The 26,459-nt window shown below is 59.1% G+C and carries 26 protein-coding genes; 8 read left to right on the forward strand and 18 right to left on the reverse strand.

The features are described from left to right. Nucleotides 1-73: 73 nt before the first annotated feature. Both ACF6ZU_RS25830 and ACF6ZU_RS25835 read right to left on the reverse strand, forming a co-directional pair. Entirely contained in the window at nucleotides 74-1,816 is a 1,743-nt protein-coding gene (locus tag ACF6ZU_RS25830; protein ID WP_392888236.1) for a phosphoethanolamine transferase CptA, read from the reverse strand. 201 nt (nucleotides 1,817-2,017) lie between these two features. Further along, a complete protein-coding gene (locus tag ACF6ZU_RS25835) occupies nucleotides 2,018-2,200 on the reverse strand; it encodes a DUF6026 family protein (RefSeq protein WP_392888239.1) in 183 nt (60 codons plus the stop codon). 273 nt (nucleotides 2,201-2,473) lie between these two features. Here ACF6ZU_RS25835 and gnd point away from each other — a divergent pair, with 273 nt between their 5' ends. Genes gnd through ACF6ZU_RS25850 form a run of 3 tightly spaced genes read left to right on the forward strand, consistent with a single transcriptional unit; the run spans nucleotide 2,474 to nucleotide 5,792 of the window. After that, the gene (gene gnd / locus ACF6ZU_RS25840; RefSeq protein WP_392888240.1) at nucleotides 2,474-3,454 is read left to right on the forward strand and encodes a phosphogluconate dehydrogenase (NAD(+)-dependent, decarboxylating); all 981 of its coding nucleotides are present in this window, start codon (nucleotides 2,474-2,476) and stop codon (nucleotides 3,452-3,454) included. Further along, nucleotides 3,451-4,974 carry a glucose-6-phosphate dehydrogenase gene (zwf, locus tag ACF6ZU_RS25845; protein ID WP_392888243.1) on the forward strand — a complete coding sequence of 508 codons (1,524 nt, stop codon included), beginning with the start codon at nucleotides 3,451-3,453 and terminating at the stop codon, nucleotides 4,972-4,974. Before gnd ends, zwf begins: the two co-directional genes overlap by 4 nt. Beyond that, nucleotides 4,971-5,792, forward strand: a complete 822-nt coding sequence (locus ACF6ZU_RS25850) for an HAD family hydrolase (RefSeq protein ID WP_392888246.1) — start codon at nucleotides 4,971-4,973, stop codon at nucleotides 5,790-5,792. The genes zwf and ACF6ZU_RS25850 overlap by 4 nt, the downstream gene beginning before the upstream one ends. Before the next feature lie 119 nt (nucleotides 5,793-5,911). Here the strand turns inward: ACF6ZU_RS25850 and nhaB are convergent, their stop codons facing one another. The 3 genes from nhaB to ACF6ZU_RS25865 all read right to left on the reverse strand — a co-directional run bounded on the left by nhaB (nucleotide 5,912) and on the right by ACF6ZU_RS25865 (nucleotide 9,329). Beyond that, on the reverse strand, nucleotides 5,912-7,414 hold the full coding sequence (gene nhaB / locus ACF6ZU_RS25855; protein ID WP_392888248.1) for a sodium/proton antiporter NhaB: 1,503 nt from the start codon (nucleotides 7,412-7,414) through the stop codon (nucleotides 5,912-5,914). A 78-nt stretch (nucleotides 7,415-7,492) separates the two neighbouring features. Beyond that, a complete protein-coding gene (locus tag ACF6ZU_RS25860; RefSeq protein ID WP_392888251.1) occupies nucleotides 7,493-8,782 on the reverse strand; it encodes a hypothetical protein in 1,290 nt (429 codons plus the stop codon). Between the two features lie 280 nt (nucleotides 8,783-9,062). Continuing rightward, complete coding sequence (locus tag ACF6ZU_RS25865; RefSeq protein ID WP_392888253.1) at nucleotides 9,063-9,329, reverse strand: hypothetical protein; 267 nt, start codon at nucleotides 9,327-9,329, stop codon at nucleotides 9,063-9,065. Between the two features lie 342 nt (nucleotides 9,330-9,671). Between ACF6ZU_RS25865 and ACF6ZU_RS25870 the strand changes: the two genes are divergently transcribed. Further along, nucleotides 9,672-10,997, forward strand: a complete 1,326-nt coding sequence (locus tag ACF6ZU_RS25870) for a sigma 54-interacting transcriptional regulator (protein WP_392888255.1) — start codon at nucleotides 9,672-9,674, stop codon at nucleotides 10,995-10,997. 62 nt (nucleotides 10,998-11,059) lie between these two features. Here the strand turns inward: ACF6ZU_RS25870 and ACF6ZU_RS25875 are convergent, their stop codons facing one another. The 9 genes from ACF6ZU_RS25875 to ACF6ZU_RS25915 all read right to left on the reverse strand — a co-directional run bounded on the left by ACF6ZU_RS25875 (nucleotide 11,060) and on the right by ACF6ZU_RS25915 (nucleotide 19,591). After that, entirely contained in the window at nucleotides 11,060-12,340 is a 1,281-nt protein-coding gene (locus tag ACF6ZU_RS25875) for a hypothetical protein (RefSeq protein ID WP_392888257.1), read from the reverse strand. Between the two features lie 45 nt (nucleotides 12,341-12,385). Further along, nucleotides 12,386-13,126 carry a hypothetical protein gene (locus ACF6ZU_RS25880; protein ID WP_392888259.1) on the reverse strand — a complete coding sequence of 247 codons (741 nt, stop codon included), beginning with the start codon at nucleotides 13,124-13,126 and terminating at the stop codon, nucleotides 12,386-12,388. A gap of 33 nt (nucleotides 13,127-13,159) precedes the next feature. Beyond that, the gene (locus ACF6ZU_RS25885) at nucleotides 13,160-13,840 is read right to left on the reverse strand and encodes a C39 family peptidase (protein WP_392888261.1); all 681 of its coding nucleotides are present in this window, start codon (nucleotides 13,838-13,840) and stop codon (nucleotides 13,160-13,162) included. Between the two features lie 62 nt (nucleotides 13,841-13,902). Then, nucleotides 13,903-15,195, reverse strand: coding sequence for a heme utilization protein (locus ACF6ZU_RS25890; RefSeq protein WP_392888263.1), 1,293 nt, complete (start codon nucleotides 15,193-15,195; stop codon nucleotides 13,903-13,905). Between the two features lie 51 nt (nucleotides 15,196-15,246). Further along, on the reverse strand, nucleotides 15,247-15,819 hold the full coding sequence (locus ACF6ZU_RS25895; RefSeq protein ID WP_392888265.1) for an adhesin: 573 nt from the start codon (nucleotides 15,817-15,819) through the stop codon (nucleotides 15,247-15,249). A gap of 1 nt (nucleotide 15,820) precedes the next feature. Then, nucleotides 15,821-16,255 carry a hypothetical protein gene (locus tag ACF6ZU_RS25900; protein WP_392888267.1) on the reverse strand — a complete coding sequence of 145 codons (435 nt, stop codon included), beginning with the start codon at nucleotides 16,253-16,255 and terminating at the stop codon, nucleotides 15,821-15,823. Nucleotides 16,256-16,582: 327 nt separating this feature from the next. Beyond that, nucleotides 16,583-17,107 (reverse strand): AAA family ATPase, encoded by a 525-nt coding sequence (locus ACF6ZU_RS25905; protein WP_392888269.1) that lies wholly within the window; start codon nucleotides 17,105-17,107, stop codon nucleotides 16,583-16,585. Beyond that, nucleotides 17,104-17,667 carry a nicotinamide riboside transporter PnuC gene (gene pnuC / locus ACF6ZU_RS25910; protein WP_392888271.1) on the reverse strand — a complete coding sequence of 188 codons (564 nt, stop codon included), beginning with the start codon at nucleotides 17,665-17,667 and terminating at the stop codon, nucleotides 17,104-17,106. The genes ACF6ZU_RS25905 and pnuC overlap by 4 nt, the downstream gene beginning before the upstream one ends. Nucleotides 17,668-17,956: 289 nt before the next feature. After that, a complete protein-coding gene (locus ACF6ZU_RS25915; RefSeq protein ID WP_392888273.1) occupies nucleotides 17,957-19,591 on the reverse strand; it encodes a methyl-accepting chemotaxis protein in 1,635 nt (544 codons plus the stop codon). Nucleotides 19,592-19,886: 295 nt separating this feature from the next. Here ACF6ZU_RS25915 and ACF6ZU_RS25920 point away from each other — a divergent pair, with 295 nt between their 5' ends. Next, a complete protein-coding gene (locus ACF6ZU_RS25920; RefSeq protein ID WP_392888275.1) occupies nucleotides 19,887-20,717 on the forward strand; it encodes an undecaprenyl-diphosphate phosphatase in 831 nt (276 codons plus the stop codon). After that, entirely contained in the window at nucleotides 20,714-21,142 is a 429-nt protein-coding gene (locus tag ACF6ZU_RS25925; protein ID WP_392888277.1) for a DUF1294 domain-containing protein, read from the forward strand. Before ACF6ZU_RS25920 ends, ACF6ZU_RS25925 begins: the two co-directional genes overlap by 4 nt. Here ACF6ZU_RS25925 and ACF6ZU_RS25930 read toward each other — a convergent pair. Both ACF6ZU_RS25930 and ACF6ZU_RS25935 read right to left on the reverse strand, forming a co-directional pair. Continuing rightward, the gene (locus ACF6ZU_RS25930) at nucleotides 21,139-21,498 is read right to left on the reverse strand and encodes an MmcQ/YjbR family DNA-binding protein (protein WP_392888280.1); all 360 of its coding nucleotides are present in this window, start codon (nucleotides 21,496-21,498) and stop codon (nucleotides 21,139-21,141) included. The two genes, ACF6ZU_RS25925 and ACF6ZU_RS25930, sit on opposite strands and share 4 nt — an antisense overlap. Beyond that, nucleotides 21,495-22,403 carry a LysR substrate-binding domain-containing protein gene (locus ACF6ZU_RS25935; protein WP_392888282.1) on the reverse strand — a complete coding sequence of 303 codons (909 nt, stop codon included), beginning with the start codon at nucleotides 22,401-22,403 and terminating at the stop codon, nucleotides 21,495-21,497. Before ACF6ZU_RS25935 ends, ACF6ZU_RS25930 begins: the two co-directional genes overlap by 4 nt. A gap of 129 nt (nucleotides 22,404-22,532) precedes the next feature. Between ACF6ZU_RS25935 and ACF6ZU_RS25940 the strand changes: the two genes are divergently transcribed. Next, nucleotides 22,533-23,144 (forward strand): FMN-dependent NADH-azoreductase, encoded by a 612-nt coding sequence (locus ACF6ZU_RS25940; protein WP_392888284.1) that lies wholly within the window; start codon nucleotides 22,533-22,535, stop codon nucleotides 23,142-23,144. 259 nt (nucleotides 23,145-23,403) lie between these two features. Next, on the forward strand, nucleotides 23,404-24,441 hold the full coding sequence (locus ACF6ZU_RS25945; RefSeq protein ID WP_392888286.1) for an alpha/beta hydrolase family protein: 1,038 nt from the start codon (nucleotides 23,404-23,406) through the stop codon (nucleotides 24,439-24,441). Between the two features lie 26 nt (nucleotides 24,442-24,467). On the opposite strand, the gene ACF6ZU_RS25950 is transcribed toward ACF6ZU_RS25945, so the two are convergent. After that, nucleotides 24,468-25,004, reverse strand: coding sequence for a tail fiber domain-containing protein (locus ACF6ZU_RS25950; RefSeq protein WP_392888288.1), 537 nt, complete (start codon nucleotides 25,002-25,004; stop codon nucleotides 24,468-24,470). 35 nt (nucleotides 25,005-25,039) lie between these two features. Beyond that, nucleotides 25,040-26,236, reverse strand: a complete 1,197-nt coding sequence (locus ACF6ZU_RS25955) for an MFS transporter (RefSeq protein WP_392888289.1) — start codon at nucleotides 26,234-26,236, stop codon at nucleotides 25,040-25,042. Between the last annotated feature and the right edge of the window lie 223 nt (nucleotides 26,237-26,459).

Consider the following 26,459-nt stretch of genomic DNA (forward strand, 5'->3'; position numbering starts at 1 on the left):
CCGTTAAATGGGAATTACCTGTACTTCAAACCCGTCAGCAAGAAAAAGGGGCCTGAATCGGCCCCTTAACGGTTTACTTCTGAACCACTTCCGGCGGCTTCGCCTTGGGCTTGATCAGGCTGAAGTCGATCAACGCCTTCTGCTCACGTTCATAAGGGTTGCCGATCATCAGCGGGCGCGGCTTGAAGCTGTCGCTGACCAGACTCTTGCTGCGATCGAGCTCATCGAAACTCAGGCCCGCCAGATCGGCCCAGGTGTGGATCAGGTGCGAACTGCTGTACGGCCGCCCGAGATCCGCGGCGAAGCTCCAGTCATGGCTTTCGCGCCATTTCGGCGAAGCCCAGGCCATGAACGGAATGGTGTACATCGGCGCGGTCGGCTTGGCTTCGTTACGGCCCAGAGTGTTATGGCCAGCCGAGTCGAAAACATCTTCGCCGTGGTCGGAGAGGTACAGCAGGAAGCCGTTCGGATCGGACTTGGCGTAGTCCTTGATCAGGCTCGACACCACGAAGTCGTTGTACAGCACCGCGTTGTCATAGCTGTTGTACGTCGGCAGCTGATCGTCACGCACGCCGGCCGGAACGCCGTTGCGGTCCTTGAACTTGTCGAAGGTCGAAGGGTAGCGGTACTGATAGCTCATGTGCGTGCCGAGCAAATGCACGACGATCAGTTTGCGCGGCGCCGCGTCGGCCAGGGCCTTGTTGAACGGCTCGATCACATCGCCGTCGTACTGGGCGGCGTTCTGGTTGCGGTTGTTGTTCAGGTACACCTGCTCGTCGGCCTGTTCGGAGAAGGTCGTGAGCATGGTGTTGCGTTTGGTCATGGTCTGCTGGTTGGTGATCCAGAAGGTCTTGTAGCCGGCCTGTTTCATCATGCTGACCAGGGACGGGGTCGACAGGTAAAGGTCCGGATTTTCTTCGTCGGCGAACGTCAATACCTGTTGCAACGCCTCAATGGTGTAAGGGCGCGGGGTGATGACATTATCGAAGACCGCCAGTTGGTCCTTGAGCTTGTCCAGCTCCGGCGTGGTTTCACGCGGGTAGCCGTAGAGGCTCATGCGCTGACGGTTGGTGGATTCGCCGATGACCAGCACCAGGGTGGCCGGCTGATTGGCCATCGAGTCCTTGAGGTTGTGCAGCGGCGGGATCTTGCTCGCGCTGTCGAGCATGTCCTGCATGCCGGCCAGGGTGTCGAGGTAGCGGTGATAGGCCACGGCCATCTGCCATGGCACGGCTGGCTCGATGCGAGTCTCGAATTTTTCGAAACCGCCGGCGAGGCTGCCGGTGCGCGCGGTCTGCTTGATCAGCGGATAGCCGACCACGGCCACCAGAATCGCCGTCGCCGCCACCAGTGCACGGCCACGGGGCATGTACACCGGGCGCAAGCGGGTCCACAGGAAATACGCGAACAACGTGTGGGCGAGGAACGCCGCCACCATCCACCAGGCGAAATACTGGGTCATGTATTCGCCAGCTTCAGAGATGTTCGACTCGAACATGATGAAGATGACGCTCTGGGAAAATTCCTGCTGATAAATGAAGAAATAACCCAGGCTGGCCATGGAACAGGCCCACAGCACCACGCCGATCACGGCGGACAATACGCGGGTTTGGCGGGGGAACAGCAGCATCGGCGCCAGCCAGACGGCGCTCATCACGAAGGCCTGACGGAATCCGGTGAACCCGGAAGTGCCGGTCAACTGGATCAGCAGTTGGGTAATGCCGGAAAAGTACCAGAAGAACAGGAACAGCCAGAGAAACCCGGCCCAATCAAAACCTTTCGCAGTCGAACTACTGCTGCGTCTAAACAAAGCCATTGCGCGCTCCAGCCTGAATCACACTTTCCAGCGTCGGGACAGGAAAGTCGCCGACGAACGGGCACCGCGCGGATACCGGGCGGCCATTAATGAACCGGAGTATCAACAAGGGCGTGTGAAAGTTTTGTGAGCTGGGAGTGCGGGGGAATCGTGATGACGTGTCGGAAACAGCGCAGGGCTGTTTCCGATTCTGGCGAGGGATCAGGCGTGGGGAGCGCGCAGTGTGACGGGCATTGGCTGAACCTGAATTCCTTGCGTCAACAGGCGCAATTGCTCGACTTCCTGTTTCAGCTGGTCGCGCTCGTCTTTCAACTGGCGCAATTCATCGCGACGGATCGTGACGTAAAGGGTTTGTGCTGGCCGTGCTGCTTGTACTGTGCCCATTGCTCACCTCGCAAATGGCTTGCCTCAACTGTAAATCCGCCCCGGAATCGGGTGCTGACTTACTATCGGCGCTGATTTTGATTTCTTTTGCCCCGGAAGGGAACTTTTTTATTTTTCATGGTCGTTGTGTCTTCGGCACGATTCCCGACGTTATCAATCAGGATCGGGCACAATGCCCGGAAACTTCACGCCAGCGCTCTGGACTAACCCACATTAGTCGCGTTGGGCTATAACCTTTGACACACATTTATTTGTAGTAGGGAGCATCAGCACATGCAACTCGGGATTATTGGACTGGGCCGCATGGGCGGCAATATTGCGCGGCGCCTGATGCTCAACGGGCACACCACCGTTGTTTACGACCGCAATACCGCCTTCGTCGATACCCTGGCCGCCGACGGCGCCAAGGGCGTCATCGACCTGCCGGCCCTGGTCGCCGGCCTGGCCAAGCCACGAGCGGTCTGGGTCATGCTGCCGGCCGGCGCACCGACCGAAGACACCATCGACACCCTGAGCACCTTGCTCGAAGCCGGCGATACCATCATCGACGGTGGCAACACCTTCTATAAGGACGACATCCGCCGGGCGAAAACCCTGTCGGAAAAAGGCCTGCACTACATCGACGTCGGCACTTCCGGTGGCGTCTGGGGCCTGGAACGCGGCTACTGCATGATGATCGGCGGCGAAGCCGAGGTGGTTAAACGCCTTGATCCGCTGTTCGACAGCCTGGCGCCAGGCATGGGCGACATCCCGCGCACCAAGGACCGCCAGTCGGACGACGATCGCGCCGAGCGCGGTTACATCCACGCCGGTCCCGCAGGCGCCGGCCACTTCGTGAAGATGATCCACAACGGCATCGAATACGGAATGATGCAGGCCTTCGCCGAAGGCTTCGACATCCTCAAGACCAAGTCCAGCACCCACCTGCCGGAAGACCAGCGTTTCAACCTGAACGTCGGCGATATCGCTGAAGTCTGGCGTCGCGGCAGTGTGGTTTCGTCGTGGTTGCTCGACTTGACCGCCGATGCCCTGGCTGCCGATCCGCAGCTCGATAATTTCTCCGGCTCGGTAGCGGACAGCGGCGAAGGTCAATGGACCATCGAAGCGGCCATGGAACAAGCGGTGCCGGTGCCGGTGCTGTCGAACTCGCTGTTCGCCCGCTATCGCTCGCGCGGGCAGGGCACCTTTGGCGACAAGATTCTTTCGGCCCAGCGCTTCGGCTTCGGCGGCCACGTGGAGACTTCGAAAAAATGACCCGTTTGATCCGCAACAAATCCAAGGCAGAACCCGCACCACCGACCACGCTGTTCCTGTTCGGTGCCCACGGTGACCTGGTCAAGCGCCTGCTGATGCCGGCGCTGTACAACCTGAGTCGCGACGGTCTGCTTGGGGATGGACTGCGGATCATCGGCGTTGACCACAACGCCATCACTGACGAAGCCTTTGCGCAGAAGCTCGAAGATTTTATTCGGGCCGAAGTGGCAAGCAAGGTCGGCAAGGGCGATCAAGCCCTTGATCCGGCGTTGTGGGCCAACCTGGCCAAGGGCATCAGCTACGTCCAGGGCGACTTCCTGGACGACAGCACGTATCAGGCGCTGGCGGCGAAAATCGCCGCCAGCGGCACCGGCAACGCGGTGTTCTACCTGGCCACCGCGCCACGTTTCTTCAGCGAAGTGGTGCGCCGACTTGGCGCCGCCGGTTTGCTGCAAGAGACACCGGAAGCGTTCAGAAGGGTGGTGATCGAAAAGCCGTTCGGCTCCGACCTGCACACCGCCGAGGCGTTGAACGCCTGCCTGCTCAAGGTGATGACGGAAAACCAGATCTACCGGATCGATCACTATCTGGGCAAGGAAACCGTGCAGAACATTCTGATCAGCCGGTTCTCCAACAGCCTGTTCGAAGCGTTCTGGAACAACCATTACATCGACCACGTGCAGATCACTGCCGCCGAAACCGTCGGCGTGGAAACCCGTGGCAGTTTTTATGAGCACACCGGCGCCTTGCGGGACATGGTGCCCAATCACCTGTTCCAGCTGCTGGCGATGGTGGCGATGGAACCGCCGGCCGCCTTTGGCGCCGATGCGGTGCGTGGCGAGAAAGCCAAGGTGGTGGGGGCGATTCGCCCCTGGACCACGGAAGAGGCGCGGGCCAATTCGGTGCGCGGTCAATACGCGCCCGGCGAAGTCGACGGCAAGTTGTTGCCGGGGTATCGCGAGGAAAACAACGTGGCGCCCGACAGCTCCACTGAAACCTACGTGGCGCTCAAAGTCATGATCGACAACTGGCGATGGGTCGGCGTGCCGTTCTACCTGCGCACCGGCAAGCGCATGAGCGTGCGCGACACCGAGATCGTCATCTGCTTCAAACCGGCGCCTTACGCGCAGTTCCGCGATACCGAGGTCGACGAGCTGCAACCGACCTACCTGCGGATCCAGATTCAGCCCAACGAAGGCATGTGGTTCGACCTGTTGGCCAAACGACCTGGCCCGGCGTTGAAAATGGCCAATATCGAACTGGGGTTTGCCTACAAGGATTTCTTTGAAATGCAGCCGTCCACTGGCTACGAAACCTTGATCTACGATTGCCTGACCGGCGATCAGACGCTGTTCCAGCGGGCCGACAACATCGAAAACGGCTGGCGCGCGGTGCAGCCATTCCTCGACGCCTGGCAACAGGACGCGAGCGTGCAACTTTACGCGGCCGGTGAAGACGGACCGGCAGCGGCAGAAGATCTCCTGACCCGCGATGGTCGCGTCTGGCACAGCCTCGGATGAGCGACGCCACGCAACAACCCATCCGTTTTCTTCTGAGTGACATGGACGGCACCTTGTTGCTGCCGGATCACAGCCTGAGCCAGCGTACCATCGACGCCGTGCGCTCGTTGCGCGAGGCCGGCGTGTCGTTCAGCCTTGCCACGGGCCGGCCACCGAAAGCCATGCTGCAGCAGATCGAAGCCCTGGGCGTCGACTTGCCGACCGCGGCGTTCAATGGCGGCACGATCGTCAATCCCGATGGCAGTCTGCTGGTCGCGCATTACCTGCCAGCCACGGCGGCGTTGACCACGTTGACGCTGTTTGCTGACGTGCCGGACATCGAAGTATGGGTGTTCAGCGGCGGCGACTGGCTGGTGAAAGACCCGAACGGACCGATGGTTCCGAGGGAACAACATGGCCTGGGCTATCCGCCGGTGACGGTAGAGAGTTTCGAGCCGTATCTGGAGCGCATCGACAAGATCGTCGCGACGAGCAACAACACACAGTTGCTGATCGAGCTGGAGGCGCAGTTGTTGGCCAAGATCGAGGGCCAAGCGCAGGTGTCGCGTTCGCAGCCGGTGTACCTCGACGTGACCGCGATGCTCGCCAACAAAGGAGCGGCGCTGGCGACACTGGCCGAATTCCTCGGCGTGCCGCTGGAGCAGACGGCCGCCATGGGCGATGGCGGCAATGACCCGGCGATGTTTCATTGCGCCGGGTTGTCGATCGCCATGGGGCAGGCGGAGGAGGCGGTGAAGCGTCAGGCCGACGTGGTGACGGGCGCCAACACCGAAGACGGTGCGGCGCAGGCGATCGAGCGGTACATCCTTTCCCGCTAGCAACACAAAACCAAATGTAGGAGCGAGCCTGCTCGCGATGACGGTGTGTCAGACAACTCAAGTGTTGAATGTCACACCGTCATCGCGAGGAGGCTCGCTCCTACAGTTTTAATCGGTGTTTACAGCCAGAAACTTACGGCGTACCACCCCAGCACGCCCATCACCACCGTATACGGCAACGCCATCCACACCATCCGCCCATACGACAGGCGAATCAGCGGGGCAATCGCCGACGTCAGCAGAAACAGAAACGCTGCCTGACCATTCGGTGTCGCCACGCTCGGCAGGTTGGTGCCGGTGTTGATCGCAATCGCCAGCGTCTCGAAATGCTCACGGCTCATGTGGCCGGCGACGAAGGCCCGTTTCACTTCGGTGATGTAGATGGTCGCGACAAACACGTTGTCGCTGATCGCCGACAACAAGCCGTTGGCGATGAACAGCATGCCCGGTTGCTGGTCTGTCGGTAGCGCCAGCACCCACTGGATCAGTGGCGTGAACAGCTGTTGATCGTGAATCACCGCCACCACCGCAAAAAACACCACCAACAGCGCCGTGAACGGCATGGCGTCCTTGAATGCATTGCCAATCCGGTGCTCGTCGGTGATTCCGGTGAACGCGGTGATCAGCACGATCACCATCAAGCCGATCAGACCGACCTCCGCGATGTGAAACGCCAGACCGGCAATCAAGATCAGCGCCGCCAGCCCCTGAACGATCAGTGCCGCGCGCTGGCGCGAGGTGCGTTCTGCGTTGTCTTCGGCGGCATAGTTGGCCAGCACGGTGCGCACGTTGTCCGGGAGCAGGGTGCCGTAGCCGAACCAGTGCAACTTCTCCAGAAGTACGCACGTCACCAGGCCAGCGACGAGTACCGGCAATGAAACCGGCGCGATTTTCAGAAAGAACTCAGCGAAGTGCCAACCCATTTCGTGGCCGATCAGCAGGTTCTGCGGCTCGCCGACCAATGTGCAGACACCGCCCAGTGCCGTGCCCACCGCGCCGTGCATCAGAAGGCTGCGCAGGAAGGCACGGAATTGTTCGAGGTCTTCATGATGGAGTTGGGGCAGGTGTCGATCGTCGCTGAACTCGCTGTCCTGGCGCGGATCGTTGCCCGAGGCGACGCGGTGATACACCGAGTAAAACCCCACGGCGGCGCTGATGATCACCGCTGTCACGGTCAAGGCGTCGAGAAAGGCCGAGAGAAACGCCGACAGGAAGCAGAACATCAACGCCAGCATGGCTTTGGAGCGAACCCCGAGCAGCAGGCGCGAGAACAGAAACAGCAGCAGGTCTTTCATGAAGTAGATGCCGGCCACCATGAACATCAGCAGCAGGATCACCGGGAAGTTGTGCACCAACTCGTCGTAGAGCGCCTGGGGTGTGGTCATCTTCAACAGCAGCGCTTCGACCAGCAGCAGACCGCCGGGCATCAGCGGATAGCATTTGAGCGCCATGGCGAGGGTGAAAATGAATTCCAGCACCAGCAGCCATCCGGCCGCCACCGGGCCAACGGTCCAGAGCACCAGGGCGTTGAGGATCAGGAATCCGACAATGCTGGCCTTGTACCAGCGGGGTGAATGCCCGAGAAAATTATGCGCGAACGCCTGGGCCAGTGAAGCGGACATCGGCAACTCCTTGTATTAAGAAGCGCGCAAGTTGCCGTAAGCCGCGATCAAGATCAAGCGTAGGAAAGATCGGAAGGCCTACCCCAGATACCGCGCGACAATGGCCCGGTAGTTGCCGTCCAGTGAATAACCGCAGACGACAACGCTGCCGTCGGGCTGTACCGCCACGGACGTCGCGGTATCCGGGCCGCGACTCAGGCGGGTGCGGACCCAGCCGCTGCCATCGCCATAGCTGTGATCAAACTGTCCGTCGGGCAGATGGCGGGCCCGAATGAAATCGGCCTCGATACCGCCGACCGTGGCGCCAACGGTCAGGACGCTGCCATCTGGCAGAACGTGCGCGGCGGTCCATTGGCAGCCGCTGTGGCCAATTTCCAGTAATTGCGGCTGGCCGCCGTTGCAATGAATGTCCGGTCGGCCATTGCCATGGACTTTCAGCGCCATGCACTGCATGGGGTCACGGCTGCTGCCGAAGCATTGCAAATCGCCGTTGTCCTGCTGGACGATCTGGCTGACCTGAGCGTGACGCCCCTGTGCCATGAAACTCATGAAACCGTCCACGGCAAAGCGCTCATCGAGACGGCCGTCCGGGTGATAGCGCGCGAGCAAGCCTTCTTCAGGGAAATTGATCGAACCGCCCACCAGAATCCGGCCGTCGCGTTGAACCAGCAGCGTGCTGAGCCAGGTGTTCATCAGCAAGTGTCTGACCAGTACGAAGCCACGGCTGTTGAAACTGTCATCCAGTGAGCCATCGGGATTGAGCCGAATCAGCACGCCGACGTGATCCGCCAGTTCGAAGTGATGATTGGCCAGCAGCAGGATCTTGCCGTCTTCCTGTACATGGACGTCGCAAGCTTCGGCGCCCGGTACGCCAGGCGGCAACCAGGTGTCACGCACGCCCTGGGAAAGATTGCCTGGCAGACGCACGACATAGCGTCCGTTGTTGCCGAATGAGCGAACCGGCTCACCTGATTCTTCGAACAGCGCGAGGGCAGGGAGTGTCCGGTGCGCATCTTCATAGTGCAGGCCGGCCACCAGGATGCGCCCATCGGCCAGCAAGCGGACTTTCCCGGCCATGGCCTCGAAGCCGGGCTCGAACTGGCTGATGACGCTGCCTTGTCGGCCGAAGGCGAGGTCGGCCGAGCCGTCTCCCAGCATGCGAGCCAGGCCAAAACGGCTGCCGCCCGGCGTGCCGACTTTTGCCGCGATCAACATCCGCCCGGCGGCATCGATCACGAGGTCATTGGCCATGCTGGAAAGGCTGCCGGCGAAATACACCTGGGTTTTACCCGCGCTGGCAAAGGTTTTATCGAGTGCCCCGGCGTCGCTCAACGTCGCGGGCAGGGCTAGAGCGTTCTGGACTGACATGCACGCATCTCCTTGCGAGTCGTCGGGATCCAGGAATGGGAGGTGGCGACTGGGGAGTCATTCAACGCCTGAATGGTCGACTGCACAACTGACAGAACTAACAGGCGGAGGGTCGCTGTGTGCCAGAACGATGTCTTTTCGAACCAATGAAAAGCCAGCCAATTAATTAGCGTCGTGAAAGTTCGAATAAGAGCATGTCGAAAGTGCCACTAGCCGTGCGGGCCAGCGAACTAACGATCGAGGAAAGGTGCGGATTACCGCGAAGTAATCCGCAATAAGCTTAGTGCGGCATCGACCAGGATTGCAGTGTGTAACCTTCCTGGCTCAGCTCTTTGCGGGCTTCTTCCAGAACATGTTCAAGTTGTGCAGGATCGGTATAGGCGCTGCTTGGGATCTGCTTGCGGCCGATGCAGGTATTGGTGCGGTCGATGACAGTCAGGCTGAGTTCGCCGTTGCCGTCTTGTGGGGCCCAGGCCACGCATTGAAATGGCTGGAATGCGCGGTCGGCAATCAAAAGAGCTTCGTTGATACGGAGCGGGGCGGTCATGGGGTCTTCTCTCTGTATGCCCAATCAAGTGATGTGCCGTCGGTTGGGCTTACCGTTCGGCTGGTTACTTGTACTGATGCCCGCAACCCATGAGTGGGTCACATACAATTAAAAGAAATTTCAACTTTCTTTTCTCCGTTCAGGATTCCGACGGTTTTTGAAAGCTGGATGAAAGGTTCGACCCGTTAGGTAACTACCGAAGTTTTTTTTATAACTGGATACACCCCAAGGCTATAGTCAAACGATACAAGGCAGCGTCAAATTCTTGCTAATGTTACAGCCAGATCCGCCAAATGATTGTTTTTAATAATATTTCAGATAATTTGGCGTCAAGGAACAGTCATGATCGAAACGCCTGCGTTGCGACGTCTGCTCGTAGTGGACCCTTGCGACGACTGCCATCGCCTTCTGCCAGGTCTGCGTTCTGTCGGTTGGGACGTTGATAGCTGCAAGCTTGAAAATGCCGCCGACCGAACCTGTGACGTGGGTCTGTTGCGTCTGCAGCCGTTTCATCTGGAGCGCCCCGAAGCGGTCAAAGAACTGATCACCCGCAGCGGTACGGAATGGATCGCCGTGCTCAACCAGGAAGTGTTGCGCCTGCAGAACGTCGGCGACTTCGTATGCGAGTGGTTTTTCGATTTCCACACTTTGCCGTTCGATGTGTCACGGGTCCAGGTGACGCTGGGCCGGGCGTTCGGCATGGCGCGTTTGCGCGGCCAGGGCACGGTTCATATCGATCAGCCCGAGCACGAGCTGCTCGGCGACAGCAAGTCGATACGCGAACTGCGCAAACTGCTGAGCAAACTGGCGCCCACCGAGTCTCCGGTGTTGATTCGCGGCGAGAGCGGGACCGGGAAAGAACTGGTGGCCCGCACCCTCCATCGGCAATCCCAGCGCCATAGCAAACCCTTTGTCGCGATCAATTGCGGCGCGATTCCCGAACACTTGATCCAGTCCGAGCTGTTTGGCCACGAGAAGGGCGCCTTTACCGGCGCTCACCAGCGCAAGGTCGGGCGGATCGAAGCAGCCAATGGCGGGACCCTGTTTCTCGACGAAATCGGTGATTTGCCCCTGGAGCTGCAAGCCAACCTGCTGCGTTTTCTCCAGGAAAAACACATCGAGCGGGTGGGCGGCAGTCAGCCGATTCCCGTTGATGTGCGGGTGTTGGCCGCGACCCACGTCGATCTTGAAGCGGCTATCGAGAAGAAAACCTTTCGCGAAGACCTGTATTACCGCCTGAACGTGTTGCAGGTCGCGACCGCACCCTTGCGTGAGCGTAATGGCGATCTGTCGATGCTGGCCAACCACTTTTCCCATTTCTACAGCCATGAAACCGGCCGCCGTCCGCGCAGCTTCAGCGAAGATGCCTTGATTGCGATGGGCAAGCACGACTGGCCCGGCAATGTTCGTGAGCTGGCCAACCGGGTACGCCGCGGGCTGGTACTGGCCGAGGGCCGGCAGATCGAAGCACGGGACCTGGGGTTGATCAGCCATCACACCGTGGTCGCGCCGATGGGCACGCTGGAAGATTACAAGCACCGGGCCGAGCGCCAGGCTTTGTGCGACGTGTTGAACCGGCACAGCGACAACCTGAGCGTTGCCGCCCGTGTCCTCGGCGTGTCGCGGCCAACGTTCTATCGATTACTGCACAAACACCAGATTCGTTAAGCGATTCAAACAGTGAAAAGCCCCGCTGCGATGGGCATCGCAGCGGGGCTTTTGTTTGCGGCTCAGAAGTAGTACGGGAATTTCAGGCTGAAGGAGAAGTCTGGCGCGTCGTCGGTCAGGCCGATGGCCAGGTTGGGCACGATCGTCAGGTTATCGGTGGCGGCCAGGGTCATGCCGATGTTGAAGTTGGCCGCGTTGTAGTCGCTGTTGGAGATCGATTGCCAATCACCGCCGTCAGGTTTGATCTTGCTTTTGCGGGCGAACTGATCGGTGAAGGAGAACGACATACTCATCTTCTCGTTCAGGGCGAACGCAATGCCGGCGCCGACCTGCCAGGAATCGCCGAGTTTGACGTCCCCTTTGACCTTCGAGCCGACCTGCGGGCTGATGTCGCTGAAAGAGTCCTGCACGTTGTAGGTGTAGGCCAGGGTGCCGAACAGTACGGCCGGGTCGAAGGACTTGACCAGCGAAATACCCGGGGTGATCGACCAGACACCGTTACCGGTAGGCAAGTCCTCGGGTACCGCGAGGTTGTCGTTGTTCGGGTCTTCGACCAGCTTGATGCCGTAAGGGTCCTTGCCGGTGGGTGCCTTGATACGCAAGGTAGCGACCGCGTCGGGCAGGTTGGCCGACTCATCCAGAAACTTGTAGGCAACGCCGACGTTCACATCGCCGATGGTCGGGTCACGAGTGACGGTCGCGTCCGACGTCACCGGGCCTGCGCCGCCGGCGCCTCCGGAGGAATACGTCGATTCGCGGTAAACCACGGGAACGTTAATGTCGAACTGCCAGCGTTGTGCCACGTTGTAGCGGGCGGTCAGGTCCAGCGTCCAGTTGTCGGCCTTGATGCGGTCGAGGTTGATGTTGCCGAGGAAAATCGAGTCCAGGGCCAGAAAGCCGTTGAGTGTCAGCGCACGCGTATCGTAGTGCGTGTAGGTCAGGCCGGTTTCGACGCTGAACTTGCCACCACCGAAGAAACCGCTGGCTTCGTCATACAGGTTGGAAACGCTTTGCGCGGGCTCGGAATCATCCTTGAGCGATTGGCCGTATGAACTGCCGGTGGTTCCAGGTGCACCGGCGGCCACCGTCTGACCACTCCTGACCGGTTCGGCAGGGGATTTGGTCAGACGTTTGGGGGGCGGCGTCACCGGTGTTTCTTCTACCTGGCGAACGCGCTGCTCCAGTACCATCAGCGCGTTCTGTTGTGCTTCGTAACGCTGTTTCAACTCCATGAGTTCTTGTTTTAGTGCTTCGACCTGGGGATCCGGTGCTGCGTATAGCAAGGTGGCCGGGGCCAGGCTGCTCAAACAAACGATAAGTCTGAACGTGGTAGATCGTTGCATAGGTTTGCCGTCCCTTCTGACAACATCGATGAGACTGAGCGTAGATCAATATCCGAGCGCGCGAAGACCTTTGAGCTGGTCCAGGTTGCCGTTATACGCTGCGGTTGTCGCTGCATTGTCACGCAGCACGACATTGAGGGACGTGAGGTTGCGCACCTCGTTGCTGCCACCCAGTAAAGTCGTGTTCTGCATCAGCCCACCCTGGGCCAGGCGTTGGAAAGTGCTGCCCTGATTGTTGTTGGCCACGATGTTGAGTTGTACACCCGATCCCGTCGAGGACACGCTCAGCGAGCCTGCGCCGTTGGCGCCGCCAATCGACGAGCCTGGGGCCAGAACCTGGCCCTGCTGTTGCGTTGAGGGCCCTTGATTGCCTCTTGAGACGTTGATGTCAACGTTGTTATAGGCCGTGTTGTTGTCGCCGGCAGCGCGTACCACTTGGGTGACGCCTTCGGTACTGTTGAGGCCGTTGCCGCCGGTGACGGAGCCGGTGCCTTGCTTGATGGTCGAGCTGCCGCCGGACTGGTCGATCAACGACACATAGAACTGTGGCTTGATGGTCGACTGTTGAACCTGCATCGAGGACGTGGCCCCGATCACTTCACCGTTGGCGTTTTGCCAGGTGCTTGTCATGACGATCCCGAAACTGACGATCCGTCCGGGCATGACATAACGACCTCGCAAGTTGGCCAGTTCCGAATCCTTCAGTTCAATGGGTTTAAATATTTCTGCCTGGGTTGGCAGGCTGGCGGCCAGGCAAACCACGGCCAGCCAGATTGGAGTCTTCATGGGATGCTCCCGGAGCTTCGTGCTCCCTTGTTATTAGAAGAAGTCGCTTCGGATGAATCCGAAATCCAGCAGTTCTGAGTCCTGCACCGGGCTGAAGGTGTCGAGGTGGCTCTTGGCAGTCAGTGGTACGGGAGGGTCGAGCAACGCATTGGTTTTGTCGTAGCCCTGGCCGATGACGGCGAAGATGATGCCGTTCCAGCCTTTGACAAAATCGTCGACTTTGTAGCGTTTATGGCCGAGTACCGGATCGCCGATGTAAACCCAGCCCTGATGAACTTTTTGCAAGACCACAAAGTGCTTGTAGCCACGGATATCCATCAGCACCACAACCGGAATTTTGATGTCGTTCAATGTTTCCGGTGCTACCCGGTAGCCACGGGCGCGCATGCCGAGACTTTCCACGTAGCGTTTCATGTCGAGCATGGAGAAGCCCTGGACACGGACAAGGTCGTGGTCGGAGTGGGCCAGCATGCCTTCGATGATCTGTTCTTCGTTCACGTCCAGCCAGTAGGCCTGACGCAAGATGGTTGCCAGCGCAGCGGCGCCGCAACTGAAATCGGTTTTTTGTTGCACCAGGTCGGCAAATTTGCGCTCGCGAATGCTCTGGATCGGCTTGTACACCACCGCGCCACCCGGCAGGACGGAAAGCGGCATTTGTGCGGCCTCGATCACGCTGGCAAAGCAGAGCAGAAATGCCAAGGCGATTATGCGCATGATAGGAAGCCCTCTGGTTGGGTTGAAAAAGGCCCCCGTGAGGGGGCCTCCAGAGCCAGCAATCAGAACGATTGGTTGGAAATGGCCAGCGAGTTGCTTTGTTGGTTGCCCACACCCGCAGCTACGTTGACGCCGAGGTTGCCGCTGCCGCCATTCACCGAACCACTCAGGGTTGCAGTGTTGGTCACAGGGTTAGCCCAGCCGGTTGGTGTCAGAACTTGATAGGAGTAGGTGTTGCTCAACTCCCAAGAACTGCTCTCGCTGTAGCTTTTGGTCACGTCTTTCGAAGACTCGTGCGCTTTCTCGCCAGACTTGTCGTAGGACGAATCAAACGACTTGGTGAACGAGGAATCGTAGGCTTTCGCGAACGACGAGTCGGTCGAGTTTGTGTGCTCGGTGTCGACAGACGCATTGAGCGACGCGTTAAGCGATCCTTCTGCACTCGCGCTGCGGGTGCGATCGCCATTGCCATTGTTGCGAGTGAAGCTAACGGCAGCATCTGCGGAGGCGGCCAGAGTAGCGTCTATAGAAGCGTGGCTGGTAGCGCTCGAGTCGGTGCTGTGCGAGCCACTGGCATCAACCGATTTGGACCCGCTTGCATCGAAGCTATTGGAACCGCTTGCAGACCAGCTGCTGGAAGAGCTCTTATCAACACTCAGACTGGAATCCTTGTTGAAAGAGGAACTGCCGCTTTTGGTTGTAGTAAGCGTGATCGTATCCAGGCTGTAAGTCCGATCCGCATAGTTGTTCACAACCAGGCCTGGCCCATTTTGATCGGCAGAGGCGGTGGCTGTTGCGCTACCCAGTGGCGAATTGGAGTTGGCAATCGCCATGGTGTTTTTCTGTTGGTTAAGGTCGCCACCGGCAATGTTAATACCCATGTTGCCGCTGCCGCCGTTGCCCGATCCACTCATCACAGCAGAGTTGGTAACGGAAATGTTGTCGACTTTGTTGTTGTTGCTGTACTGAGTGACTTTCGCGGTAGCAGTAGCCGTGCCGAACACGAAGCTGTTATCGAGGCTGGAGTCGGACTGAGCGTTTGCAATGGCAGCCGCGTTGTCTTGTTGGTTGCCATTGCCCGCTGCCACGTTGATGCCGACGTTGCCGCTGGCGCCTCCGGCAGAGCTGCTCATCTCAGCGTTATTCTGAGTCCCTTGGTTCAGAATGCGGTTGCCGGTACTGCTCTGCTTGTCGTTAGCATTCGCAGTAGCGTAGACAGGGATTTTCGTTGGAGGAGGGGTATGGTTGTGGCCGCCGTTATGATGGCCATTACGATTGTCTTGAGCTTGTACAGCAACAGCCATGAGCGCAGCAATTGCGAAAACCAGAGGCTTTAGTGCCATCGAAGGTTTCATGGTGATTCTCCGTACTTATTTTAGGTTAAGTGTTGTTATTACCTGTTTGGGTCAATCCGCGACCCGTATGCTCAGGGTGTTGGCCGTTCGGTTTCCCACCCCGGCACTCTGATTCAACTGAATCACCCCACGGCTAGCGGTGAAAGCCTGGTCGCTGGTAGTGACCTGGCGAAAGCCTGGTGCAGAGTCAGTCGGATCGGAGTTGTTGAGCAGCGCCACGTTCTGTTGCATGAGGACGCTGTCGTCGATGCTTTGCGGCTGGTTGCTGATGCTTATCCGCAGGGCATTGGCTTGCTGGTTGCTGGCACCCGCGCTCTGGTTCACGCCCAGTACGCCGTTGCCTTGGCTGAAAGAGTTGCCTTGGATGTTCGCGCTTGCATCCATTCTTGGATCGACCTGCGTATGCAGCCGTTGGCGGATCTGCGTGGTTGCGCTGGCTGCAGGGCCATTGGCGATGGCCCGGGCATTCGCCTGTTGCTGCTGATCGCCTGCCGCTTGGTTGACCGCGAAGTTACCGTCGTACCGTGTGCCAGAATTGTTGATGTCGGCGTTATTGATGAAGGGAGGTTGAGCAAAGGTCGATGCACTGCAAAACATCGCTGCAATCAGCAGTGAGCGATTCATCTTATTGGCCTCCCGTTATGATTTTCAAAGCACCCAGACCTTGCTGGACGTTTGAATTGACCATGTTGGAGATACCGTTACCTCCGCTCGATCGTCCGGCTGGGAGGTTGGAAAGCTGGTTTTGCGTGGTGATATTGCCGCCCAGGTTGGTGTTGCCCATCGTGACCAGGCGTGTGATACCTGCACCACTGGCGACGTTTGCGATGTCGCCGTCGTTCAGCTCGTTGGTCTGATCGATCACATATCTGGACGGGTTGGCATTGGCGGTCGTTGGGTTGGGATCGGGAATCACCGGTGCCTGCACGGCGTTTCGCACCTGGACATCACGCTTGATAATGATGATGCCGTTGTCTGCCTGGACGGGCAGGCAAACAGTTGAGCCCAGTGTGCAGCCGGTCAGCAGGAGGATATAAATGTTCTTATTGAGTTTCCCCACAGCGGCAATTCCTTCTGTAAGTGGAACGCTGGCCCTGTTAGCGTTGCGAGGTAGAGAGCAGAAGGTGTGCCGCTTTTAGCTTTTCTTTTAAAAACAATGGGTTGAATTTAATTGTCGTGACGGTCAGAAAAATTTGTAAAGCCTCTGAAACAGACCCACGCAAAAACGCCGCCTGGATAGGCGGCGTTGCTTGTCAGAGGCGCTGAGGGCGGGTTGTATCAATGGCTTAACATTTTCTTGCAGACGTGCACGAGCCGCTTTAGATCAAGGGTTTGCACAGGCGCGAGTGTTTCAGGAATGGACATTTCGGCAGGGCGGGGAGCCCTGTCAGGGGTTCAGCAAGCGAATCACGGCTTCGAATGCCGCCTCCTTGCGTTGTTTCCAGTCACCTTGCAGCACCTGGAAAGGCTGGTGGTGTCGCTCAAGCCAGTAGCGGCTGGCCTGGAAAAACGCCTGGCGTTCTGCCAATTCCGGTTGGCAACGCTGCCCGTCGTCATGCCAGGCCACGGCTTCAGGACTCAGCAACAAGTGCAGGTCGTAGTGCCTTTCCAGCAATGCTTGCTCGATCCAGGTCGGGCAGGCGCCAAACAAGGTGCGGCTCCACAGGATATTACTCAAGAGATGCGTATCGAGAATCAACAGGGGCGGTTGATTGGCTCGTGCTTCATCTTCCCAGGCAAGCTGGCCACGTGCTATCGGCGTAATGTCCTGATAGCAAGTTACACGGGCTTCGGTGTCGATGAAATGCCGAACATACTCGCCGACCAATATGCCGCCAAAATTGGCGTGAATCTCATTCGACAGCCAACTCTTGCCGCTGGACTCGGGCCCGGTGAGAACCAGGACTTTCATGTGCGCAGCGCCGGATCGGCCCGCCATTCCCGCCAGCCTTCCACGGCAATCACGGTAAATAGCGCATAGAGCCCGGCGGTCAGGTACATGCCCTTATAAATGAAGAGCCCGACGAAGATCACATCGAGGGTGATCCATAGCGGCCAGCATTGAACACGTTTTTGCGCCATCCAGACCTGCGCGACCAGGCTGAAACCCGTCAATGCGGCGTCGAGCCAAGGTTGGGCGGCATCAGTCCAGTGCGCCATGGCCGCGCCGAGCAACAGGCTGCCGAGGGCGCCGATGGCCAGGCCTGAAGCAATCGATTGTCCCTTGAGCCGGGTGACTTGCCGGCCCTTTCGCTCAGTCCCCGAGCGCGTCCACTGCCACCAGCCATAGAGTTGCAGCGCGGCGTAAATCACTTGCAGCAGCATGTCCGAATACAGCTTCACTTCAAAAAACACCCAGCTGTAAAGCGACACCATGACCAGACCGATCGGCCAGCACCAGGGGTTCTGTTTGACCGTCAACCAGACGGCAATGACACCGAGGGCGGCGGCAAACAGTTCAAGCCCGGACATGGAGGTTCCTTGGAGGAAAGCAGAGGGGGGGGCAGATTGTACCGGTTAGGCGGGCGTTTTGAAGATCAAAAGATCGCCGCGATGTGACTTTGCGGATGGCGGCTACCACCGGCGAGGGCGATCTCATGGGCGCCATCGCCGGCAAGCCGACTCCTACGGATTGGGGGTGTGTTCGGGATAGAGGGCTTACACAAAACCTGTAGGAGCAAGCTTGCTGGCGATGGCGATTTCGCGGACGCCATCGCCAGCAAGCTGGCTCTACAGGTATGCGGTCGGTGTCGGGCCGGGGTTACACGCGGAACTGCTTGAGAAGCCCGTTCAACTGCTCGCTCAAACCCTTCAACCGTACACTGGCCACGCTTGATTGTTCCGCCGCCAACGCGGTGCTGTGGGACAGGCCGGCAGCCTGGGTAACGTTCTGGTTAATGTCCTCGACCACATGCGCCTGTTGCAGCGTCGCACTGGCGATCGAGGCGTTCAGGCCGTTGAGGTTGCGCAGGGCCTGGCCAATGGCATTCAAACTCTCTCCAGCGAGGCCGGCCTGCTCGATGGTCAGCTGGGACGCGCGACTGCTGTCGCCGATGACTTTAACGGCCGCTTCCGAGTGAGTTTGCAGACGCTCGATCATCGATTGAATCTCGGCGGTGGATTTCTGCGTGCGCTGGGCCAACAGGCGGACTTCATCCGCGACCACGGCAAACCCGCGACCTTGCTCGCCAGCGCGGGCGGCCTCGATCGCAGCGTTGAGCGCCAGCAGGTTGGTTTGTTCGGCGATGGAGCGGATCACTTCCAGCACGCTGCCAATCTGCGTGCTTTCGGTAGCCAGGGTGCGAATGACCTCCACGGCCTGATCGATGGTGGAGGACAGCTTGTCGATCTGCTGCAGGCTGCTGTCAATGTTGACCTGGCCCTGTTGCGCCTGAGATTCGGCGTTGCGCATTTCGCTGGCGGCGTGCTCGGCGTTCTTCGCCACATCCTGTACGCCGTACGTCACTTCATTGATGGCGGTGGCCACCAGTTCCATTTGCTGGGATTGCTGTTGGCTGCGCTGCTGGGCCTGGGTAGCGTCGTTGCCCAGCTCGCTGGACGACTGGCCGAGGGCGCTGGCGGACACCTGCAACTCGCCGATCACCAGGCGCAGTTTGGCGGTGAAGGCATTGAAGTGGCGGGCCAGCTGCGTGACTTCATCCTGGCCGTGGGTATCGAGGCTGCGGGTCAGGTCGCTTTCGCCGCTGGCAATGTTGGCCATGGCGTTCACGGTTTCCTGGAGCGGGCGAACGATGCTGCGGGCGATCAGGATCACCAGCAACGCCATGATGGCGGCAATAAACAGCCCGACGCCGGTCGCTTTCCAGACCTGGCCCTTGAATTCGGCCTGCATGTCATCGATGTACACACCCGAACCGATCACCCAGCCCCAAGGCTCGAACAGTTTGACGTAGGAGGTTTTTTCCACCGGGTCGCTGGCGCCCGGTTTTGGCCAGCGATAGTCGATCGGGCCGGCGCCCTTGGCTTTGGCCAGGGCAACCATTTCATTGAACACCGCAAAGCCGTCTGGATCGCGGATCGCCGAAAGGTTCTGGCCATCGAGTTTCGGGTTGGCCGGGTGCATGATCATCACCGGCGTCAGGTCGTTGATCCAGAAGTAGTCGTTCTGGTCATAGCGCAGCCCGCGAACGGCGGTCAGCGCCTGTTTCTGCGCCGCTTCGCGCGTCAGGGTGCCGGCCGTTTCCAGGTCGTGGTAGTAGCTGAGGATGCCACTGGCGGTCTGCACCACGTGCTGGGTTTTCTGCGCCTTGGCGTGATACAGGTCTTCATGGATCTGCTTGAGCATCAACACGCCCAAGGTCAGGAGCATCATGACGGCCACGATCAAAATGAGCCACAAACGGCGGCTGATCGACATATTGCGCAAGCTGTTCATAACGCGGTCACTCCGGTTTCTTGTTCTTGTAATAATTGATCGCCAGCATCCAACCACACTTTGCCGATCGGGCCTATCAGACCCAGGTCCTATAACGCGGCAGCGTTATTCTGGCATGTCTGATAGGATTTCGGCCCCGCACGGAAAAACCTGAATCCACGTCGATGTTTCACGGAATTTTTACGGTTCCGTCCGGATTCTGTGCGCGCGGGACTTTTGGCTACGCTAGTCGCAGTGAACGTTTTGAAAAAATATTAACGGGGCATGCCGTCGCGCATCGCTTCTTGGGGGATTGATGGATCTTTGGACCGCGTTGCAGGCATTGATACTTGGCGTTGTAGAAGGGCTGACGGAGTTTTTGCCCATTTCCAGTACCGGACACCAGATTATTGTGGCCGACTTGCTCAACTTCGGTGGTGAGCGCGCCATGGCGTTCAACATCATTATCCAGCTCGGTGCGATTCTCGCGGTGGTGTGGGAGTTTCGGCGCAAGATCTTCGACGTGGTCGTTGGCTTGCCGACGCAGCCCGGCGCTCGACGTTTTACTGCCAACCTGTTGATTGCGTTCCTGCCGGCCGTGGTATTGGGCGTGATTTTCGCCGACCTGATCCATGAATACCTGTTCAACCCGATCACCGTGGCCACGGCCCTGGTCGTGGGCGGCATCGTGATGTTGTGGGCCGAGCGCCGCCAGCATGAGGTGCATGCCGAGACCGTCGACGAGATGACCTGGAAAGACGCCCTGAAAGTCGGCCTGGCCCAGTGCCTGGCGATGATTCCGGGCACGTCGCGTTCAGGCTCGACGATCATCGGTGGTCTGCTGTTCGGTCTGTCGCGCAAGACGGCCACCGAGTTTTCGTTTTTCCTGGCGATGCCGACCATGGTCGGTGCAGCGGTGTACTCGGGCTACAAGTACCGCAACCTGTTCGTGCCGGCGGATTTTCCGGTGTTCGCCATCGGCTTCGTTACCGCGTTCATCTTCGCGATGATTGCCGTCAGAGGCCTGCTCAAGTTCATCGCCAGCCACAGCTACGCAGCGTTTGCCTGGTATCGCATTGTCTTCGGCCTGGTCATCCTGGCCACCTGGCAATTTGGCTGGGTCGACTGGACCGCAGTGAAGCCATGAATGACGCCAGCGCGCGCAACAATCCCGGACGCAACTCCGGAGGGCGGACCCAGAATCCAAGGCTGAAACTGCTGGTGTTCGCGATCGTGTGCGCGCTGCCGTTGACCGGCTCGCTGTCGTTCTGGCTGCGCGGGATTTCGCTGATTCCGCTGGCGGCCTACGGGCTCGTCAGCGTGCTGGCGTTCTTCCTTTACTGGAGCGACAAGCACAAGGCCCGTACTGACCGCTGGCGCACCCCCGAAAACGTGTTGCACGCGGTCGAGCTCGCAGGCGGCTGGCCGGGCGCTTTGCTCGCTCAGCAGGTGTTTCGGCACAAGACGCGCAAGGTGTCGTTCCAAGTGCTGTTCTGGCTGATCGTGTTGTTGCACCAGGTGTTCTGGATCGATCAACTGTTCCTGGGGGCGAACCTGCTAGCGCTGTTCTAAAGCAGCAGGCTCACCTGGGTGCGCTTGGGCAACTTGCTCACCACCAGTTGATGGGAGCGTTGCAACAGGCCTTGCAGTTCCTCGGCGCCGAGCGGGTAGGGCGTTTCCATGATGATCCACTGGGCCCGCGCCAGGTACGGCGCCGGGTGTATGCCCGGACGGTCGCAATGCCCCAGAAACAGATCCTTGTCGACCTTGAAGGCAAGGGAATCACCGCGCAGGCCCTGCAGGGCGAACATCTTGTTCCCGGCAATCGAAAACACCCGCACGCCACCCCACTTGTAGTCTTCCCGCACACCCGGCAGCGCCAGGCAGAATTGCGCGACATCCTCTTCGCTCATGCGTCCAGCCTTCATATCAGTCGGTCCCCACAGGCATTGAATGATTCGATCAAATGGTCGAGCCAGGCACGCACCGCCGGCATTACTCCGCGCCGGTGCGGATAGACCGCTTGCAGCCAGCCACCCGGCAATGACCACTCGGGAAGCAGCTGCACCAGTGCGCCGCTTTCCAGCGCCTGTTCGCAATACATCATCGGCAGCATGGTAAAGCCCTGGCCGGCGAGGGTGCAGGCCCGGCGTACGATGAAATCGTCGATGCCCAGCCGTGCTTCGAGGGCGAGTTCATGACTTTTGCCCTGCTTGTCCAGCATGCGGATGTGTACCATGCGGTCAGCCTCGAGTGCGCCGAGTACTGGCAAGCCCTTGAGTTCTTCGGGGTGATTGATCGTCCGGCCATGAAGGAAGTCGGGGCTGGCGACCATCAACATCTGCGCCTGACGCAGGCGCCGGGTGACCAGCAACGGATCTTCATCACCCGGCTCGCGAACCCGTAGCGCGACGTCGACGCCCTCGGTCACCAGGTCGACGCGGCGGTTGACCAGCATGACCTCCAGTTGAACATGCGGGTATTTCTCGAGAAATCGGCTGATCACCGATGGCAGCATTTCATGCGCCAGGCCAACGGGGGCGGACACCCGCAAGCGACCGCGCGGCTCGCTGGACATGCTCGCCACCGCTTCGTCAGCCATCTCGGCTTCCAGCAACATGGCCTGACAATGCCGCAGGTAACGTTCACCCACGGCCGTCAGCTTCAGTTGCCGCGTCGTTCGCTGCAGCAGGCGCGCGCCCAGGCGTTCTTCCAGTTCGGCGATGCGACGCGACAGCCGCGACTTGGGAATCCCCAGCAAACGCCCGGCCGCCGCGAAACCACCGGCTTCGACCACCTTGGCGAAGTAGTACAGGTCATTAAGGTCTTGCATGGTTGAAACCCGATTGTTCTATCAGTGGGACGAACTATCGCATTGTCGCAGTCTAATCAGCTATTGGTTTCGTCTGTAGGATTGTCCCCATCAGATCGCCTCGTGGCGGTCCTCACCTGGAGATCCCACATGAAACTGCTGCATATCGATTCGAGCATTCTCGGTGACAACTCGGCTTCCCGTCAGCTGAGCGGCGAAGTCGTCAAAGCCTGGCAGGCCGCTGCACCGGCTGCCGTGGTCACTTACCGCGACCTGGCCAGCGACGCCATCAGCCACTTCTCCGCCACGACCCTGGTCGCCGCCGGCACCACCGCAGAACTGCGCAACGCTGCCCAGCAGCACGAAGCCGAGCTGAGCGCCTCCACGCTGGCCGAATTCCTCGCCGCCGATGCCGTTGTCATCGCCGCGCCGATGTACAACTTCACCATCCCGACCCAACTCAAGGCTTGGATCGACCGCATCGCCGTTGCCGGCCAGACCTTCCGCTACACCGAAGCCGGCCCTGAAGGCCTGTGCGGTGGCAAGAAAGTCGTGATCGTTTCGACTTCCGGCGGTTTGCATGCCGGTCAGGCATCCGGTGTGGCCCACGAAGAGTACTTGAAACTGCTGTTCGGCTTCCTCGGCATCACCGACATCGAATTCGTCCGTGCCGAAGGCCTGGCCTACGGCGACGAAGTGCGTAACAAAGCCATGAGCGATGCGCGTACCCAGATCAGCGAGCAACTGTTCGCCGCTGCGTAAGACTTGCGTAAAGATGTAAATCTGCTCAGGCAACACCTTAAAAAACTCTGTATTCTGATCTCGCAAGGGTCAGGTACGGAGTTTTTTGTTTCTGATCATTACTTATTGTTTCATGTTGTGGCCCAGGTTATGCAGTCGAGGGTTTAACGTCCCCGTTCTGTAACGACCTTGGTGGCCGCAATTGCTGGTACAAGGCCGCTTCCTCGCTGTATTGCAGGAGAACGGGCTTTCCGGTCAAGTAACAAAGGTGGGGCATCCCATGGTGCGTCTTTGTGCAACGTTACTGATTTGCCTGCTCAGCAGCCTGAATTCAGTGCACGCCGCGCCTGCGCCGCATCCTCACTGGAGCGTCGGCTTCCACGAAATGACCTTTCTCGATCCGCTGGACCTGCAGCCGATGCGCGCCATCGCGTTCTACCCCTCAAGCGATCGGGAACACTCCAGCAAACTCGAGGGTTACACGGTCGAGGCGGGCGAAGACACCCGCGTCGCCATTGGTCGCTTCCCGATGCTGATGCTGTCCCACGGCAACACTGGAACCCCGTTGGCCCTTCACGATCTGGCTACCTCGCTGGCGCGCAAAGGGTTTGTGGTGGTGGCGGTGATCCATCCTGGCGACAACTCCAAAGATCACAGTCGTCTGGGCACCTTGAGCAACCTGTACGGCCGGCCGATCCAGATTTCCGAAGCCATCACCGCCACCCTCGGCGACCGCATGCTTGCGCCATTCGTCAACGCCGATCAGGTGGGCGTGATCGGTTATTCAGCGGGTGGGGAAACTGCGTTGATCCTGTCCGGCGCAACACCTGACCTGGACCGTCTGCGTCGCTATTGCGAAGAGCGTCCGGACGACCGCGACGCCTGCAACACCCATGGCGAGCTGATTGTCGACCGGGATGACCTGCAACCGGTGGCGGATCCACGGGTTGGCGCCTTGTTGTTGATGGCGCCGCTGAGCCTGAAATTCGGCCGCCATACACTGGCCGACGTGCACGTACCGGTGCTGCTTTACAGTGGCGACGGCGACAAACTCGTGGCCTTCGACAAGAATGCCGCGGCACTGGCGCGCAAACTGCCGATCGCGCCGGACTTCAAGTTGCTGGCCGGGGCAGGGCACTTCGTGTTCATGGCACCGTGCAATGAAGAGCAGATCGCGGCCATGCCGGCGCTGTGCACCGATGCCGATGGCGTCGACCGCGAGGACATTCACCGCAACATGATTTCCGAGGCCGGGCGATTCTTCTCCCATGCGCTGGGTAAACCGACGCGGGCGGGGATGCAAACCGCCGATCAATAACTAATGATCGGCGATTCAACTATTTGTTACTTATTAGCCAAGGCTGCTTCCAATGTCTGGACGCGGGCGTTTAGTTCGCGAACCGACTCGATAAGAGGCGCCACCAGTTTCTGATAATCAACTTGCAGAAGGTCGCCTTCAGTGCGCACTAATTGTGGGTAGACTTTCTGAACGTCCTGAGCAATCAAACCAATGTCGGCCTGGTCATTCTTTTTCCAGTTGAATGTTACACCGTGCAGTTTCAGCAGGTTTTCCGTTGGATTTTTCAGGTGTTGAACGTTGGTTTTCAGTCGTTCATCGCTCCAGGGGCAGCAAGGGTTGCCACCACCGCCGGGATCGCCGATAGGCCAGCACACGCCGTTATGGCAGACTTCATCGGGAGGGCTCGCCTGGGCAGTAGCGTTAAGTGAAAACATTAGCGTCGGGGTGAGAAATGCTAAGAGCAAAGTGCGCAACTTGATTTTCCTGTTGTTGATTTCGATAAAAGCAGCGCGCGCATTTTGTCGAAACAGGCAGTTAAAACAACGATGGCATTTTGCATTAATCCATTCGAGATGTTGCACTTTGGTCAGGTTGCAATATTTATCTTGTTACTTGTTCAATTGATTGCGCGGGCTGCCCGTCTTGAGAGCATTAATGTCAGGCCAAGACCAGTCACCGATAACAACGCTGCACTAAAAAAAATCCATGAGTAACCGAAGTTCAGCGCCACAGCCCCCATCAACGGTCCGGCAATTGCCAGCGCCAGATCAAAAAACACCGCATAAGCGCTCAAGCCCGCACCACGGCTGGAGTTGGGCACCTGCTTGATGGCCTCGACCCCCAGCGCCGGGTAGACGAGCGACAAACCGAACCCGGCCAGGCCGGCGCCCACCAGGGCGAAGCTGGTCGAAGGGGCGAGCCACAGCAGCACCAGGCCCGCCGTTTCAATGCTCATGCAGGCAATCGCCGAGGTGAAGCCACCGAAGCGGCTGATACTCGAAATAAACAACAGTCGGGCGAGGATGAAGCAGACACCGAAGACGGTCAGGCAATAGGCCGCGCCAGTCCAGTCACGGCTGAGGTAATACAAGGTAATAAAAGTAGTCAGCGTGCCGTAGCCGATCGACGCCAGGCTGAGGCTGGCGCCGAAGGGCGCAATGCGCCCGAATACTGCCCAGAATGGCAGGCGTTCGCCGCGAACCACCGGCACCGAGGGTTTATTACGGATCAGCACCAGCGCCAGTGCGGCCAGCGCCGACAGCGCGATCCCGAGGCTGGCGAAGCCATATTCGGCCACCATCACCACACCCAGCGGCGCGCCAATGGCAATGGCGCCATAGGACGCAATGCCGTTCCAGGAGATCGAACGCGCGGTGTGTTCGGCACCCACCTGGCCCATGCACCAACTGATGGTGCCGACGCCGATCAAGCCCTGTGCGATCCCCAGCAACAGGCGACCGGCAATCAGGATCAACAGGCTTGTCAGCGGGAAGCTTTGCAGCAACGTCGACAGCAAGGTCAACGCGCCGCTCAGGACGATCCCCGACAACCCGTAAACAATCGAGCGCTTGGTGCCGATGCTGTCCGACATGCGCCCGGCCATTGGCCGGCTGAGCAGGGTGGCGAGGTATTGGGAGCCGATGGTCAGTCCTGCCACGACTGCGCTGAAACCCAGTTGCTCATGCACGTAACCCGGCAACACCGCAATCGGCAGACCGATGCACAGGAAGGCAATAAAGGTATAGAAAACGATGGAGACGATCTGCAGGGTGATCGCCATGGAGCTTTGCGGTGGCAGTTGCTGCACAGACATGAGGGCTCGTTCGCGGGCGGCGGTGGGAGAGCTGCATCATGGCGCGGGTGCAATAGAAAAGAAAGCAGGCTAACTATATCGGTGGTGTTTTTCAGGGCCTCTTCGCGAGCAGGCTCGCTCCCACACTGGAGCGCGGTCCTTTGTAGGAGCGAGCCTGCTCGCGATGGTCTTGGCATCTCAACATTCCTTGGCCATGTAATGCAAAAAGCCCCGTCACAGGGAC

The organism is Pseudomonas migulae, assembly GCF_043225285.1.
In the GTDB taxonomy this organism is placed as follows: domain Bacteria; phylum Pseudomonadota; class Gammaproteobacteria; order Pseudomonadales; family Pseudomonadaceae; genus Aquipseudomonas; species Aquipseudomonas migulae_C.

Excerpts from the sequence above, each read along its gene's own strand:
- ACF6ZU_RS25830 (WP_392888236.1), bottom strand. The coding sequence starts at position 1,816 with ATGGCTTTGTTTAGACGCAGCAGTAGTTCGACTGCGAAAGGTTTTGAT.
- ACF6ZU_RS25835 (WP_392888239.1), bottom strand. The coding sequence starts at position 2,200 with ATGGGCACAGTACAAGCAGCACGGCCAGCACAAACCCTTTACGTCACG.
- gnd (WP_392888240.1), top strand. The coding sequence starts at position 2,474 with ATGCAACTCGGGATTATTGGACTGGGCCGCATGGGCGGCAATATTGCG.
- zwf (WP_392888243.1), top strand. The coding sequence starts at position 3,451 with ATGACCCGTTTGATCCGCAACAAATCCAAGGCAGAACCCGCACCACCG.
- ACF6ZU_RS25850 (WP_392888246.1), top strand. The coding sequence starts at position 4,971 with ATGAGCGACGCCACGCAACAACCCATCCGTTTTCTTCTGAGTGACATG.
- nhaB (WP_392888248.1), bottom strand. The coding sequence starts at position 7,414 with ATGTCCGCTTCACTGGCCCAGGCGTTCGCGCATAATTTTCTCGGGCAT.
- ACF6ZU_RS25860 (WP_392888251.1), bottom strand. The coding sequence starts at position 8,782 with ATGTCAGTCCAGAACGCTCTAGCCCTGCCCGCGACGTTGAGCGACGCC.
- ACF6ZU_RS25865 (WP_392888253.1), bottom strand. The coding sequence starts at position 9,329 with ATGACCGCCCCGCTCCGTATCAACGAAGCTCTTTTGATTGCCGACCGC.
- ACF6ZU_RS25870 (WP_392888255.1), top strand. The coding sequence starts at position 9,672 with ATGATCGAAACGCCTGCGTTGCGACGTCTGCTCGTAGTGGACCCTTGC.
- ACF6ZU_RS25875 (WP_392888257.1), bottom strand. The coding sequence starts at position 12,340 with ATGCAACGATCTACCACGTTCAGACTTATCGTTTGTTTGAGCAGCCTG.
- ACF6ZU_RS25880 (WP_392888259.1), bottom strand. The coding sequence starts at position 13,126 with ATGAAGACTCCAATCTGGCTGGCCGTGGTTTGCCTGGCCGCCAGCCTG.
- ACF6ZU_RS25885 (WP_392888261.1), bottom strand. The coding sequence starts at position 13,840 with ATGCGCATAATCGCCTTGGCATTTCTGCTCTGCTTTGCCAGCGTGATC.
- ACF6ZU_RS25890 (WP_392888263.1), bottom strand. The coding sequence starts at position 15,195 with ATGAAACCTTCGATGGCACTAAAGCCTCTGGTTTTCGCAATTGCTGCG.
- ACF6ZU_RS25895 (WP_392888265.1), bottom strand. The coding sequence starts at position 15,819 with ATGAATCGCTCACTGCTGATTGCAGCGATGTTTTGCAGTGCATCGACC.
- ACF6ZU_RS25905 (WP_392888269.1), bottom strand. The coding sequence starts at position 17,107 with ATGAAAGTCCTGGTTCTCACCGGGCCCGAGTCCAGCGGCAAGAGTTGG.
- pnuC (WP_392888271.1), bottom strand. The coding sequence starts at position 17,667 with ATGTCCGGGCTTGAACTGTTTGCCGCCGCCCTCGGTGTCATTGCCGTC.
- ACF6ZU_RS25915 (WP_392888273.1), bottom strand. The coding sequence starts at position 19,591 with ATGAACAGCTTGCGCAATATGTCGATCAGCCGCCGTTTGTGGCTCATT.
- ACF6ZU_RS25920 (WP_392888275.1), top strand. The coding sequence starts at position 19,887 with ATGGATCTTTGGACCGCGTTGCAGGCATTGATACTTGGCGTTGTAGAA.
- ACF6ZU_RS25925 (WP_392888277.1), top strand. The coding sequence starts at position 20,714 with ATGAATGACGCCAGCGCGCGCAACAATCCCGGACGCAACTCCGGAGGG.
- ACF6ZU_RS25930 (WP_392888280.1), bottom strand. The coding sequence starts at position 21,498 with ATGAAGGCTGGACGCATGAGCGAAGAGGATGTCGCGCAATTCTGCCTG.
- ACF6ZU_RS25935 (WP_392888282.1), bottom strand. The coding sequence starts at position 22,403 with ATGCAAGACCTTAATGACCTGTACTACTTCGCCAAGGTGGTCGAAGCC.
- ACF6ZU_RS25940 (WP_392888284.1), top strand. The coding sequence starts at position 22,533 with ATGAAACTGCTGCATATCGATTCGAGCATTCTCGGTGACAACTCGGCT.
- ACF6ZU_RS25945 (WP_392888286.1), top strand. The coding sequence starts at position 23,404 with ATGGTGCGTCTTTGTGCAACGTTACTGATTTGCCTGCTCAGCAGCCTG.
- ACF6ZU_RS25955 (WP_392888289.1), bottom strand. The coding sequence starts at position 26,236 with ATGTCTGTGCAGCAACTGCCACCGCAAAGCTCCATGGCGATCACCCTG.